This window comes from Psychromonas arctica, assembly GCF_038155225.1.
Lineage (GTDB): Bacteria > Pseudomonadota > Gammaproteobacteria > Enterobacterales > Psychromonadaceae > Psychromonas > Psychromonas arctica_B.
This window is the reverse complement of record NZ_JBAKBA010000028.1, coordinates 1-13,915: the sequence shown is the minus strand read 5'-3', so window position 1 is coordinate 13,915 and position 13,915 is coordinate 1. Positions and strand designations below refer to the sequence as shown.

The following is a 13,915-nucleotide window of genomic DNA, read 5'->3' as shown; positions in this document are numbered from 1 at the left end:
ATTAAACGCTCACCGGTTGTATTTCATTTAAGTTAAACATCAATTCTATTGAGCTACCTTTAGCCATTAATCGTTCCGATGAGCGGTTTAATAAGTCGACGGTTAGCTCTTCTTCATCTACCTGCACGCTGTAACGAATGACATTACCCAATAGTTGATGGGATAACACCGTCCCTGCTTTTGCAATTGAAATATGCTCACCGTACTGACGCCCAGCTTCACGAATATAGATAGATTCAGGACGAATCGCCACTTTTTCCTGGCTAGCTAAGTTAAACCATTGGTTAGCTGTTTCGGCTTCAATTAAATTGTAATGACCCATGAATGATGCAACAAACTCATTAGCAGGTTTTGTATAAATATCTTCAGGCTTGCCTTGCTGAACGATTGAACCTTGATCCATCAAGAAAATCCTATCTGATAATAACATCGCTTCTTCTTGGTCATGTGTTACAAACACAGTCGTTAGGTTTAATTCTTGTTGAATATTAAGAATTTGCTGACGTAGACTTTTACGTATTTTTGCATCAAGCGCCGACAAAGGTTCGTCTAATAAAAGTATTCTAGGTTTCACCACCAAAGCACGAGCCAATGCCACACGCTGACGTTGACCACCAGAAAGTTCACTAGGATAGAACTTTTCTTTACCGTCTAGCTCTACTAAATCAATCATTTTCTTAGCTTCTGATCGTGCTTCAGGCTTACTCATGCCCTTCATTTTTAACCCAAAAGCAACGTTATCTTCAACGGTCATATTAGGAAATAACGCGTATGATTGGAATACCATACCGATTTCTCTTTGCTGAGGGGAGACATCAGTAATATTTTCACCATCAACCCAAAGTTCACCATCATCCACTTGGTTTAACCCAGCAAGACAACGTAATAACGTTGATTTTCCGCATCCACTTGGCCCAAGTAAGGTAATAAACTCACCTTTTTCAATCTCAAAATTAATATCTTGAAACACCGTCACATCACCAAAACTTTTAGCCAATTGACTCACTTTAACGTAGCTCATTATTGATTCCCTCTACTGAAACGGGTTGCTAACCAAGTACATACAAAAATAAACGCAAAATAGGTCATTACTAAAGCAGATGTAAAATGCCCACTGGTTTGACGCATGTTATATAGATATATTTGTAACGTTTCATAACGCGTACCCACCAATATATTGGCAAACACAAATTCACCTAATAAGAATGAGAAAGAAAGAAACGCTGATGCCAATAAACCTTTTTTCAAGTTTGGCAAAATGATCAACAGATAAGCTTTAGTCGTGCTTGCCCCTAAAAGATGTGCAGCATCGACCAAATCTCTTAGATTAATCGTTGTGAAACTATTTGAAATGGCACGATACATAAAAGGTAATGCAATAGTGAAATAGGTACCGATTAAAATCCAAGGTGTACCAACTAATTGAATTGAGCTATCGGCATAAAGTTGTAATAACCCGACCGATGAAACAACTGGTGGTACAGCAAAAGGCAATAGAATCAATATATTCATTACTTTATCCAAACTAGGATAATAATAAAAAATAACAAAGATCATCGGTAACACTAACACCATGGCTAATAACAATGATGCAATACAGATAAACAATGAACGACCAAAAGCATCCAAAAAGCGAGGATCAGTGAGTAGTTGTGAATACCATTTCAATGAAAAACCATCGGGTAAAATAGTCGCGCCCCAACTCGATGAAAAAGAATAAAGTAAGGTAGCAAAGATCGGAATAAACAACAGACCAGAGATGCCATATACGATGGTTTTATGGAGCGTTAAATTAGTATCATGCATGGTAGCTCCTTGAAATTAACCATTGATTAACCGCAGTGATAATGGCCAGCAATAACATTAATAAAGCAGAAATAGCCGCCGCTAAATTCGGTTCTAAAAATAAATCGCCTGAAACTAAGCTAGCAATACGAATCGTTACCATGTTGTAGTTACCAGAAGTCAATGCATACACACTTGCATAGGCGCCAATCGCATTGGCAAACAGAATGATAAATGTACCTAATAAAGCAGGGGACAAAATAGGTAATCCTATTTTCATCCAGTATTGACGAGAGTTTGCACCTAGTAACATTGAGGCTTCATAAGCATCTTTTTTTAAGGCATCAAAAGCGGGATATAAAAGAAGAGCCCCAAGTGGAATTTGAAAGTAGATATAAAGGGCTAATAGACCCGAACTACTATATAAATCAAAATTACCTAATATTCCCCATTGTCTTAATAACAACGTCACGGCACCGTTCGTACCCAGAATAATAATAAAAGCAAAAGCGAGAGGCACACCTGCAAAGTTACTGCTCATATTAGTAAAAGCGACAATTGCATCCCGAATTTTACTGTCTAAATGTCTCAATGATGAAACAAGAATAGCCGCAAGAATAAGCCCAATAAAACTAGACCAAAAAGCAATCCAAAGACTATTACTAAAACCTTGCAAGATAAAAGCAGAGTCCATTATCTCGCTATAATTTTCTAAGCTCCACTCCCCCTCATAAAGAAAACTATTCACAAGCACCCAAACCATTGGTGCAATTTGGAAAAGATAATAAAAAATGATAAAAGGGATTAACCATAATACTGGTTTATATTTACCTAACTTTGCTTTAAAAGTAGGTGTCCCTTTTTTCGTATATAAGGGATTAGCTTGTATAGATTTAACGTCTTTATTAGCAACATCTATATCAGTACCGTCTATATTAGTAACGGTAATAGGTTTCGTTGTTATCATGCTGCAATCCTTATTTATACTAATACATCGGCAGCAAATGCTTTTTGATGCTCTAAACCAAGCAGTTCACAAACCAAACCACATATCTCAGTTTGTTTTATTGACACATCAAAATGACTAAAACGATTACCAATAAGGTACAAAGGTACTTCACGCTCTTCCGCTAAAGTACCTCCGTGTGAACGATCATTATTCATACCGTGATCACTGGTTATTAATATTTGGTAACCTTCTTCAATCCATGCAGGTAAAAAGTCAGATAAAATAACATCCGCCTGACGTGCACTATTACGATATTCAGCAGAATCTAATCCAAACTTATGCCCTGCATCATCAATATTCATTGAATGAACAAGTAGAAAATCAGGATCAAACTCTTGTCGAAGATACTCACCATCCAATAACAAAGCTTGATCTGGATAATGATCCCAGTGATAAAAAATACCATGTTGAATTTGCAGACTTTCATTATGGGTATGACGATCACGAATCGCATCATATGGAGAGCGATTATATAACTCACTCACCCAATGATAAGCAGCCGCAGCGGTCGCTTTACCTTGGCTTTGCGCTAAGCTAAAAATCGAATCAAACAAAGAACGACGTGTCACATTATTGTGTACGATGCCACTTTCAACAGGTGTAATGCCCGTTAATATACATTCGTATAAAGGGCGAGAGAGTGACGGTAATTCACTATAAAGTGAGTATTGACTTGCTTTCTTGTGCTCTACTAAACCATTTAAGTAGCCCAAACAATCTTGAGCTACTTTTAGATTTAAGCCATCAAGAACAACAAGTATGACCTTATCATTCATCTTAAATCCTTTTAGTTTTGGTAGATAAGAACGCCTTCTTGCCATTTACGTGGCAATTTACGTGCAGATTTTTCCCAAGCAGAGAAGTCTGAGATTGGATGAGCTGATTCATATTGTTCATTTGGAATAAGCTTTGCTTGAATTTCATCAGGTAGTTTTACACTAGTGCGAATCGGACGGGCATAACCATCTGCTAAGTTAACCTGACCCGCATCACTAAATATATATTCACGTGCTAATTTTGCAGCGTTAGGATTTTTAGCATATTTATTGATGATAGTGGTGTAACCAGAAATCACCGAACCGTCTTGTGGGATGCCAACAGTAAAGCGACTACGGTCAATTTGGTCACGGTAACTTAGCGCATTAAAGTCCCATAAAATAGCAACTTCAACTTCGCCTTTTTCTAAGTTAGCAACACTAGGGTTAGTAAATGATAAACGCCCTTGTTTTGCTAATTTACCAAAGAATTCAATAGCAGGATCAAGATTACTTTCATCCCCGCCATTCGCAATAGCCGCAGCTAACACCGCATTGTTAGCCTGTGAAGCGACACCAACATCGCCAACAGTCACTTTATAACTACCTTTTAGTAAATCCGCCCATGTTTTAGGCGCATCTTTTACTAGATTATTGTTAGAGATGAATGAAATTGTCCCAGTGTAAGCTAATGCCCAATGTCCATCTGCATCTTTTGCCCAAGTAGGAACATCGTCCCATGTACTTGGTTTATAAGGTTGCGATACGCCTTTTTTTACTGCAACTCGTGCAAATGCAAAACCTACATCGCCAATATCGGCTGTAGCATTAGACTTTTCCGCATCAAATTTTGCAATTTCTTGTGCAGAACTCATATCAGTATCTTGATGTTCGATACCGTATTTTTCTTTAAGATCAATCCAAGTATCTTTCCAATTTGCCCAAGTATCAGGCATTCCGATACTGTAAACTTGACCTTCTTTTTGAGCGGCAGCTACAAGTGAATCGATCTTAACCGGTTCAGCAGCATAAAGAGACTGTGATAGAGAGAGTGCAATAAGTGTTGTTGAAACTTTAAATGTATTCATTTTACTTCCATCCTTTGGACTAGTTCAGTGAGTTCATTTTTCATACTACAAGAGAAACATTACAGTTTTTTGACAGATATTCAAAACTTTTTTTAATTTTGTTACCTGATTAGCTTATTTTAAAAATAATAAAACCATAAATTATTACTTTTAATGTATATTGAATACTTATGACAGACAAAATCTGGACTAGACCAACAAAAATGAAGAGCAAAATTGAAATACCGTTAAAAATGAAGGATGTATTACGTGAGCAGATTTTTGGAGGTTCATTGCTTCCATTACAAAAGCTACCGTCTGAACGGGATCTTAGTGATTTATTTTCAATTACCCGTATCAGTGTTAAAGATGCTCTCGCTTCATTAGAAACGGAAGGGTTAATTTACAAAGAAAATCGTAGAGGTTGGTTTGTTTCGCCACCAAGAGTCGAATATAACCCATTATCGCGTTCTCATTTCCATCAGATGGTCACAGAACAACAACGTATTGCCGAAACACAATTAATAAATATCAGTACTATCATGGCCCCCAGCCATTACGCGAAAGCCCTAGCACTAACTGAACTAACAGAAATACACGTTATCGAACGATTACGCTTTATTGATGGTAGAGCCGTGTTATTTGTTGAGAATTGCTTAATTAGCCACTTTTTCCCTAATATTATTTTAGAAAACTTAACTCAATCTCTAACAACGCTTTATCAGACTAAATATGATTTCACCACCAGCCGATCGCGTTTCGATGTGATTCCTGCAGCAGCACCGGCACATGTAGCCAAAGCATTAAACATTAGCCCGGGTCAGCAAATACTGAAAATATGTCGTGTAAACTACAATCAACATGCTCAAATAATAGATTGTGAATTTGAATATTGGCGACCAGATGCGGTTATGATTAGTATTGATAGCATTGAGCATAGCTAAGGGTAAAACTAACTTTAAAGCGTTTTGCTAACCTCAATGTTAGGTTAGCAAAACAGTTTGAAGACGAATCAATAAATAGGAGGTGAACTTAAAAAAGGTTAATTAAAAAGATTAATGCTAATCGCTTACTTTTACTATCTGTTTACCAGTAAAAGAGCCACCGATTTGGCGGTTTAAAGCATCGCCAATATGGTCTGCAGTAAACTCGACAAGCTGAAGATCTGGCGTTTGAATTTCACCTTTAGCGACACTATCCAACATCACTTTACTCATGAACCCCATCTTTTGTTGTGCACATAAACTATTATCTAGCCATGCCCCTCCTAAAGATACGATACTGATCGTTGGACCTTTTCGATCAAGAAGATCTTGCTCGAAGTAGGGTAACGGTCTTAGGCATGCGATTCGACCACAAAAGCGCATCAATTCGATATTGCGAATCGTTGATTCACCACCAACTGAATCTAATACCGCATCAAATCCTTGCGGCCCTAATTCTCGGCGTATTTTTTCGCATAGTTTAGGGTCGTGATAATCAAAAACAACATCGGCACCTAGTTGCTTAAGCAATTTATGATTACGCTTAGAGGCCGTGGTAAATACATCCACACCACGTTGTTTTGCAAACTGAATAGCAAACTGCCCTACTGAGCCAGCCCCACCTTCAATCAGAATGGTTTCGCCAGCGGTTACGCGTAATTTTTCAAGAGAAATAAGTGCAGTCATACCTGCACAAGGTAAAGCGGCAGCGGTCATTGCATCAACTTCATCGGGCACAACCGAGACGGCAAAATTGGGGACTTTAGTGTATTCACTTAACGCCCCTTGTTCACTCATACTGGCATGCCACATCACTCTGTCACCAACATTAGGGTAAACACCCTTTTGCGCTTTGACGACAATACCGACGGCATCTAACCCCAAAATATGGGGGTATTGCCACTGACAAAAACCGGATTTAGACAGTATCGCATCGACTGGATTTAAACCGACATACTCAACCTTGACCAACAGCTCATTCTCGCTGCACTCAGGCACTGGCAATGTTGTTTCAGACAAGCGAATAGATTCATTAGGTTCAATCAATACAATCGCTCGCATCATCTGTGGAAGACTTAAGTCTACATTAGTCAGATTTAGCATATCTAGGTTTACAGTATCAGTCTTTGCCATTTCTCATTCAGCTCTTTAAAAGGTTTCCAACGCGTAGCTCCAGCGGCCGTTAAATGCTTGATAAGCATTCACTTTAGCTTGCAACAATGAAATCGTCGAATCAACACCATTCTCTTCAGCACTTAACAGATCGCGACGTGAGTCTAATAACTCTAAGTAAGGCAATTGCCCTTCTTCATACATGGCTTCAGCTTGTAAGAATGCACGATTTGAATATTGATAACGTTGATCTGCGTAACGTTGTAGTGAACTCTGTTCAACAAGGCGCTGTAAAGTAAGTTCACTTTCGCTTATTGCTTTTAAAACAACCTGTTGGTATTCACTATATGCCGCTTCACTCAAGTATTTTTGTGCATCACGTTCTGCCAACAATGAAGGGTAACTTAATAGTGACCATTCAATTTGTGGTGTCACTTGCCATTGACCATTCGAAGTAGACAACCCTAAGCTGTCTAAACTTAATACACCAGCAAAAGCACTTAAACTCACCTCTGGCAAAAGTGCTTTACTTGCCGCTACGCTTAATGAGTTTGCTTGACTAAATTCATATAAAGCACCGCTAATATCAGGACGTAGTGCAATGGCATTGCTAGGCTCCGCTAATGCCACTCGAAAAGGTAAATCAAAAATCCCCTGTTCATTTTGCAAGCCAACTGCACTGGTTAATTGTCCTGTTAATACCGCTAAGGTCGATAAATCACTGTATTCTGCATAAGCGATTGCAGGTAATAATGCTTCTTGTTGGCTAAGCTGGGCACGCGTTCGATTGAGGTCAAGTTCATTAGCAGCGCCTTCTTCAACCAGGGCTTCTAATACACCGACGCTTTGTTCTAACGCTTCAACTTGTAGCTGAATGATCTGTTTTTTACGTTGATGCCCTTGATAACTGACATAACCTTTTACCACAGAAGAAACGACCTCTATCTGCAGTAAACGACGTTGTTCAGCTTGGCTCATTGCTGATGCTTCTGCGGCATCAACCAACGCACTGATTCGACCAAATAAATCTAACTGCCAAGTTAATGATAGGTATGCACTTGATTGACGAGGTGTTGTCTCAATAACATCACCTCTTTGCGCACCAGCCACTACACCACCTTGCGGTAGAAATTTAGCTTCTTCAACACCAATACGCGCTAACGTACTTTGTAATTGTAATTGGCTTGTGCGTAAATCATGGTTCATTAACAATGCATCATCAATCAACTGATTCAATTGTGGCGAGTTAAGATTTCTCCACCAGTTGATTTCATCTTCACCGGCTAATCGCTCAACAAGGCTACTTTTATCGATAAAAGTATAAGCCTTTTCTTGTTCATCTTTTGTATTCACTTGGCTCGCGCAACCAGACAAAATGGTTGCGATTAAGACAGTAGATAAGGCAATTTTAGGCTTTAAGCATTTGACTAACTTAAGCATTATTTCTCTCCTCAACATTGATTTTTTTCTCAATATTGCTGTGATCATCAATGCTCATTGATGCTTTATCCTGCTTAGTTTTACTCACTAGCATATAAAACACTGGCGTGAATAATAGACCAAAGATAGTTACCCCTATCATGCCTGAGAATACTGCATTCCCCATTGCGTGACGCATTTCAGAACCAGCGCCCGTTGCAAGAATTAATGGTACAACACCTGCTGTAAAGGCGATTGATGTCATTAATATTGGGCGTAAACGCATACGACACGCAGCTAGGATTGCTTCAAGGTGCGTTAAACCAGAGTCATGCTGATCCTTAGCAAACTCAATCATTAAAATAGCATTTTTAGAGGCTAAGGCCACCAATACAATCAAGGCAATTTGCGTAAAGATATTATTATCTGAACCCACTAACCACACGCCTAATAATGCAGAGAAAATAGTCATCGGTACGATTAAAATAATCGCTAATGGTAAACGTAAACTTTCATACTGCGCCGCTAATACCATGAACACTAACAACACCACTAATGGGAAAACATAAACCATGGTGTTTCCTGCCAGTACTTGTTGGTAAGTTACTTCCGTCCATTCATATTCAATGCCCGTTGGTAACGTGTCGGCGAGTACTTTTTCAATCGCTTTTTGCGCTTGATCTGAACTATAACCAGGTGCAGGGCTACCATTCAGCTCAGCACTTGGGTAACCGTTATAATGCATTACTCTATCTGGGCCAATAGTAGGCGTTACGGTTAATACAGAGCCTAATGGCACCATGTTTCCGGCACGGTTACGTACTTTTAAGTTAAGAATTTGCTCAGGATCGACACGATAATCTGCATCAGCTTGCGCATTCACTTGGTAAGTACGCCCAAATAAATTGAAATCATTTACATACACAGAACCTAGGTAGATTTGCAGTGCATCAAAAACTTCATCCAATGGTATGCCTTGAATAAGCGCTTGCTCACGGTCTACGTCTATATCCATTTGCGGTACTTGAATACGGAAGCTTGAGTAAAGTCCCATTAACGCAGGATCTTGCTGTGCTTTACCAATCACCGTTTGCAGGCTATTAAATAACGCATCAAATCCTTTGTTTGCTCTGTCTTCAATTTGTAGCTTAAACCCACCTGTTGTACCTAAACCTTGAATTGGTGGTGGCGGGAATACTGCTACAAACGACTCATCAATAGCGGTAAAACGTTTATTTAATTCAGCTGCAATCGCCATCGCAGATTGGCTAGGGTCTGTACGTTTGTCAAAGCTTTCAAGCGTGGTAAATACAATGCCGCTGTTAGGCGTATTAGCAAACCCGTTAACTGACAAACCAGGGAAGGCAACAGTGTGTGCAACACCCGGTACTGCCAAAGCAATCTCTTGCATTTCTTTTAATACGTCTTGTGTGCGGTCAAGACTTGAAGCATCAGGTAACTGTGCAATTGCTACTAAATACTGCTTATCTTGCGGAGGAATAAACCCACCCGGTACGGTATCAAATAGCTTGATAGTACCGCCAAGCAATACAACATAAGCAACCATTGCGATAACAGACATGCGTATTAATTTTTTAACTAATTTTTCGTAACCTTTTGCACCACGATTAAAGACACGATTAAAAGGTTCGAATAACCAACGACCAAACAATTTATTCAATAAACGTGTAAAGAAATCTGGTTTTGCATCATGCGGTTTTAATAATAATGCCGCTAAAGCAGGTGATAATGTTAATGAGTTAAACGCTGAAATAATCGTTGAAATAGTAATGGTCAACGCAAACTGTTTATAGAACTGACCTGATAACCCGGTAATAAACGCTGTCGGAATAAATACCGCACTCAATACTAATGCAATCGCAATAATAGGCCCAGTCACTTCGCTCATGGCAACACGTGTTGCTTCTAGAGGTGATAGCCCTTTTTCAATATTACGCTCAACATTTTCGACCACTACAATCGCATCGTCGACCACGATCCCTATCGCCAGTACTAAGCCAAATAGTGACAGTGTATTAATCGACACACCTAACCATTGCATCACCGCAAACGTACCAATTAATGAAATAGGCACTGCAATTAATGGAATGATAGACGCACGCCATGTTTGTAAAAATACAATCACAACGATAACAACCAATACAATCGCTTCCAATAAGGTTGCAATTACCGCATCAATCGATCCGCGTACAAAGACGGTTGGGTCATAAACGATGTCGTATTCAACACCTTTAGGAAAATCTTTCGATAAACGTGCCATGGTTTCACGCACTTGATCTGAAAGCTCAATGGCATTCGATCCCGGACGTTGGAACACAGGCATCGCTAATGCAGGTTGGTTATCTAATTCAGCGCGTAATGAATAGCTATCTTCACCTAAATCAACGCGTGCAATATCAGATAAACGCGTTAATTGACCTTCATCACCGACTTTGATAATAACTTGCTCAAATTCTTCAATACTATTTAAACGGCCTTTAACGTTTAATAATATTTGGAATTGGCTGTCACTAGAGATCGGTTGCGCACCTAAACTACCGGCAGCAACTTGTTGGTTTTGAGAACGTAATGCGCTAACCACATCACCAGCCGTTAAACTACGTGCTGCTAATGCATCTGGATTTAACCAAACACGCATTGAGTATTTACCGCCACCGAATAAGCGAACATCACCCACACCCGGTAAACGTGCAATTTCATCTTTGACGTTTAAATCAGCATAGTTAGATAAATACGCCGTATCATGTGTTTTTTCTGGTGAATATAAATGCACCACCATGGTTAAATCTGGCGATGATTTTTCTGCTACCACACCTAAACGTTGCACTTCTTCAGGCAAACGCGGTAATGCACTGTTTACGCGATTTTGTACTTGTACTTGTGCACGGTCTAAATCAGTACCTAATGCAAAGGTAACAGTTAATGTCATGCGACCGTCACTGGTTGCCTGAGAAAACATATACAACATGTCTTCAGTACCGTTAATTTCTTGCTCTAGCGGTGTTGCAACGGTTTGACCGATTACCGTTGGGTTTGCACCAGGGTAATTTGCTGTAACAACCACTGTAGGCGGTACAACTTCAGGGTATTCACTGACAGGTAGTTGGAATAAAGAAATACTACCAGCAATCAAAATAACCAAAGATAACATCGCCGCAAATATTGGGCGTTGTATAAAGAAATGTGAAAACTTCATTATTATTCCTTAGTACTTGCCGTTAACGGCTCATCTACAGCTGATAATGTAAAAGCCACGCCAGCACTATCAATATCCACAGAATTTGGTTTGATTGGCATACCAGGACCGACACGAGCAGGGCCATTTACCGCAATCACATCACCTGCTTTTAAGCCTGAAGTAATCGCACGTAAACTACCGTAACGTTCACCTAATTCTACTAAGGTGTATTGCAATACATCATTTTCACCAACAGTCAGTACAAAACTATTTTTTAAATCAGTACCGATAGCACGTGAAGGGATAACCACTTGATCTGTTACTTCATTTGCAGCCAATCTAACGCGTGCAAAAGAACCCGCACGTAACCCTTTATTTTTTTCATCAAACACTGCACGTACACGTAAAGTACCTGTCGATGGATTGATACGGTTATCGATAAAATTAATATAGCCAGAATAAGGGAAATCAGTTTGACCGACTTTTTGCATCACCACTTGTTGATGGCTTGCCGCAGTCACATCGTCAAATGAACCATTCCAAGTACGTTCGTCAATATCAAAGTAACCGTACATTTCTTTATTTGAAACAATTGATGTTAGTACCGTTTGTCCGGCTAAAATATTGTTACCGCGAGTAATATTAGTACGAGAGATAACACCATCGATCGGAGAACGTATCGCAGTAAATTCTAAATCAAGTTGTGCCGCACTAAGGTCCGCTTTCAATGATGCGAGTTGTGCTTCACCTTGGCGTAATGCAGAAGCTCGAGACTCAGCTTGCTCTGTTGAAATCGCTTTACGTTGAACCAAACGAACAGCACGTTGTGCTTCACTTCGTAATTGTTGTAATGCAGCTTGTGCACTGATCACTTGTGCTTTAAGCCCAGCCACTACCGCTGTAAAAGGACGACTATCTAATTTAAATAACAGATCACCTTCTTTTACTTGATCACCTTCATGAAATGATACTTGCTCAATCACACCCGAGACACGCGGCATTAATGAAACTTGTTCAGGTGCTTCTAAACGCGTGGTGTAGGTATGCCATTTTTGAGTCGGTGTTACTAACACTTCTGCAACATCTATCGCCTGTAGAGGTCTTTGACTTGCAGACTTACTTGGCTCTTCTACACAACCGATTAATGTAAGACTTGCCACGCTAAAAATTGCAGCAATTAAATATTTATTCATGATGACGCTCCTTTTCTAATTACCGCAGATTTTACGGAACAAACTAGTGCAAAAAAAGCATCGTTTTTTAAATTCATTAGTGCCAAAATAGCACCAATAGATTATAAGAAAGTGATTTGATAATGATTAAAAACATCATTTAAACACTATTAAGGGTTAAACATGGATACCACCAGTCGACTATTGATGCTACTCGAAGTCGTTGAACAAGGCTCTTTTGCTAAAGCAGCAGAAACAAGGAACATAGACCGTTCGGTTGTTTCAAAGCAAATTGGACGTTTAGAAGATGAGTTAGGCGTAAGATTATTGAATCGTTCTACTCGCTCATTTTCTTTAACCGCTGCTGGTGCAGAAATGGTCAAAAAAACAATTGAGATACGTGATTTACTGGGTGATACGCTGCGTTTAGCTGAAAATTATCACCAAGAACCTCGTGGTGTGTTGAAGATAGCGAGTTCATCTATTATTGGTCGTCGCTATTTGCAACCAGTGATTAATGACTTTCAGAAACGTTTCCCACAAGTCGAAGTTGAAATGCGTTTAGACGAGCGTGTTGTCGACATCATTTCAGAAGGTTTCGACTTAGCTTTTCGCATCGGTAAACCTAAAGACTCTTCTTTAATCGCAAGACCTATCGCGCGTAATCGTTTACTCATTTTAGCTTCTCCAGAGTTTATTAAAAGTTATGGACAACCCACTAAAATAGAAGACTTAGCAAACTTACCAGCAGCAACCTTTGCCACTGCGACGACGAGAATGGAAGAAATCAGCTACCTAGACGAGGATGGTAAACAAGCGGAACAAAAAATGAAAAGTGTTTTTAGGAGCAATGATGCAGATGTTTTATTAATGAAAGCACTCTCTGGTAGCGCCTACTTTATAACGCCAGCATTTATTGTTAACAACGAAATAAAAGATGGATTATTAGTGCCGATATTAACTGATTTAGCCTTACTGGATTATTATCCAGTTTATGCAGTCTATCCACATCGAGACCTACCCGTAAGAACACGATTATTCTTTGATGCGGTATCTGAATATTTAGGTAAACAAAAACCAATTTGGGAAGAAGCGATTCCAAACTTTGAACAGCTTTATCAAGCATCATCAGGTAAAGATCTTAACCCGAGATAAAATAATGGTTGTTTGAAACAATATAAAATAAGCGATTTTTTTTATAAATAAACCTAACAACGCCATTAAATCTAGAGATAAACCAATAATGGTTTGTCTCTTTTTATCTCTAATGCTTTCAAAAGAAATAATATTAATTTATTAATATCATAAACATAACAACCATTTATACCAATGGAATTAAATAAGTAATCAGAAATTGTGCAGGAAAAATTAACACTAATAAGGCGTGAGTTGTAGAAGATAGTTGTTCTCACT

At 39.1% G+C, this 13,915-nt stretch carries 11 protein-coding genes; 2 read left to right on the top strand and 9 right to left on the bottom strand.

Going from position 1 to position 13,915, the window contains the following annotated elements; genetic code table 11:
* Window position 1: 1 nt before the first annotated feature.
* Genes V6255_RS12155 through V6255_RS12135 form a run of 5 tightly spaced genes read right to left on the bottom strand, consistent with a single transcriptional unit; the run spans window position 2 to window position 4,637 of the window.
* Window positions 2–1,021 carry an ABC transporter ATP-binding protein gene (locus V6255_RS12155; protein WP_341628402.1) on the bottom strand — a complete coding sequence of 340 codons (1,020 nt, stop codon included), beginning with the start codon at window positions 1,019–1,021 and terminating at the stop codon, window positions 2–4.
* Entirely contained in the window at window positions 1,021–1,806 is a 786-nt protein-coding gene (locus V6255_RS12150; RefSeq protein ID WP_341628401.1) for an ABC transporter permease, read from the bottom strand. Before V6255_RS12150 ends, V6255_RS12155 begins: the two co-directional genes overlap by 1 nt.
* Window positions 1,799–2,752 carry an ABC transporter permease gene (locus tag V6255_RS12145; RefSeq protein WP_341628400.1) on the bottom strand — a complete coding sequence of 318 codons (954 nt, stop codon included), beginning with the start codon at window positions 2,750–2,752 and terminating at the stop codon, window positions 1,799–1,801. The genes V6255_RS12150 and V6255_RS12145 overlap by 8 nt, the downstream gene beginning before the upstream one ends.
* 14 nt (window positions 2,753–2,766) lie before the next feature.
* The gene (locus tag V6255_RS12140) at window positions 2,767–3,570 is read right to left on the bottom strand and encodes an alkaline phosphatase family protein (RefSeq protein WP_341628399.1); all 804 of its coding nucleotides are present in this window, start codon (window positions 3,568–3,570) and stop codon (window positions 2,767–2,769) included.
* An 11-nt stretch (window positions 3,571–3,581) separates the two neighbouring features.
* Window positions 3,582–4,637: an ABC transporter substrate-binding protein gene (locus V6255_RS12135; RefSeq protein WP_341628398.1), complete on the bottom strand. Its 1,056-nt coding sequence runs from the start codon at window positions 4,635–4,637 to the stop codon at window positions 3,582–3,584.
* 170 nt (window positions 4,638–4,807) lie between these two features.
* Between V6255_RS12135 and V6255_RS12130 the strand changes: the two genes are divergently transcribed.
* Window positions 4,808–5,560 (top strand): UTRA domain-containing protein, encoded by a 753-nt coding sequence (locus V6255_RS12130; RefSeq protein ID WP_341628397.1) that lies wholly within the window; start codon window positions 4,808–4,810, stop codon window positions 5,558–5,560.
* Between the two features lie 117 nt (window positions 5,561–5,677).
* On the opposite strand, the gene V6255_RS12125 is transcribed toward V6255_RS12130, so the two are convergent.
* From V6255_RS12125 to V6255_RS12110, 4 genes are read right to left on the bottom strand one after another with little or no spacing between them, the layout of a single operon-like run.
* Entirely contained in the window at window positions 5,678–6,733 is a 1,056-nt protein-coding gene (locus tag V6255_RS12125) for a zinc-binding dehydrogenase (RefSeq protein ID WP_425355928.1), read from the bottom strand.
* 15 nt (window positions 6,734–6,748) lie between these two features.
* Window positions 6,749–8,152 (bottom strand): TolC family protein, encoded by a 1,404-nt coding sequence (locus tag V6255_RS12120; RefSeq protein ID WP_341628396.1) that lies wholly within the window; start codon window positions 8,150–8,152, stop codon window positions 6,749–6,751.
* Window positions 8,145–11,348 carry a multidrug efflux RND transporter permease subunit gene (locus tag V6255_RS12115; protein ID WP_341628395.1) on the bottom strand — a complete coding sequence of 1,068 codons (3,204 nt, stop codon included), beginning with the start codon at window positions 11,346–11,348 and terminating at the stop codon, window positions 8,145–8,147. Before V6255_RS12115 ends, V6255_RS12120 begins: the two co-directional genes overlap by 8 nt.
* A gap of 2 nt (window positions 11,349–11,350) precedes the next feature.
* A complete protein-coding gene (locus tag V6255_RS12110; RefSeq protein WP_341628394.1) occupies window positions 11,351–12,523 on the bottom strand; it encodes an efflux RND transporter periplasmic adaptor subunit in 1,173 nt (390 codons plus the stop codon).
* 162 nt (window positions 12,524–12,685) lie between these two features.
* On the opposite strand from V6255_RS12110, the gene V6255_RS12105 reads away from it, so the two are divergent.
* On the top strand, window positions 12,686–13,657 hold the full coding sequence (locus V6255_RS12105; protein WP_341628393.1) for a LysR family transcriptional regulator: 972 nt from the start codon (window positions 12,686–12,688) through the stop codon (window positions 13,655–13,657).
* Window positions 13,658–13,915 lie beyond the last annotated feature (258 nt).

What these genes read in the sequence shown, in the direction of transcription:
- V6255_RS12155 (WP_341628402.1), bottom strand. Translation starts at nt 1,021, where the DNA reads ATGAGCTACGTTAAAGTGAGTCAATTGGCTAAAAGTTTTGGTGATGTG.
- V6255_RS12135 (WP_341628398.1), bottom strand. Translation starts at nt 4,637, where the DNA reads ATGAATACATTTAAAGTTTCAACAACACTTATTGCACTCTCTCTATCA.
- V6255_RS12130 (WP_341628397.1), top strand. Translation starts at nt 4,808, where the DNA reads ATGACAGACAAAATCTGGACTAGACCAACAAAAATGAAGAGCAAAATT.
- V6255_RS12140 (WP_341628399.1), bottom strand. Translation starts at nt 3,570, where the DNA reads ATGAATGATAAGGTCATACTTGTTGTTCTTGATGGCTTAAATCTAAAA.
- V6255_RS12150 (WP_341628401.1), bottom strand. Translation starts at nt 1,806, where the DNA reads ATGCATGATACTAATTTAACGCTCCATAAAACCATCGTATATGGCATC.
- V6255_RS12145 (WP_341628400.1), bottom strand. Translation starts at nt 2,752, where the DNA reads ATGATAACAACGAAACCTATTACCGTTACTAATATAGACGGTACTGAT.
- V6255_RS12125 (WP_425355928.1), bottom strand. Translation starts at nt 6,733, where the DNA reads ATGGCAAAGACTGATACTGTAAACCTAGATATGCTAAATCTGACTAAT.
- V6255_RS12120 (WP_341628396.1), bottom strand. Translation starts at nt 8,152, where the DNA reads ATGCTTAAGTTAGTCAAATGCTTAAAGCCTAAAATTGCCTTATCTACT.
- V6255_RS12115 (WP_341628395.1), bottom strand. Translation starts at nt 11,348, where the DNA reads ATGAAGTTTTCACATTTCTTTATACAACGCCCAATATTTGCGGCGATG.
- V6255_RS12105 (WP_341628393.1), top strand. Translation starts at nt 12,686, where the DNA reads ATGGATACCACCAGTCGACTATTGATGCTACTCGAAGTCGTTGAACAA.
- V6255_RS12110 (WP_341628394.1), bottom strand. Translation starts at nt 12,523, where the DNA reads ATGAATAAATATTTAATTGCTGCAATTTTTAGCGTGGCAAGTCTTACA.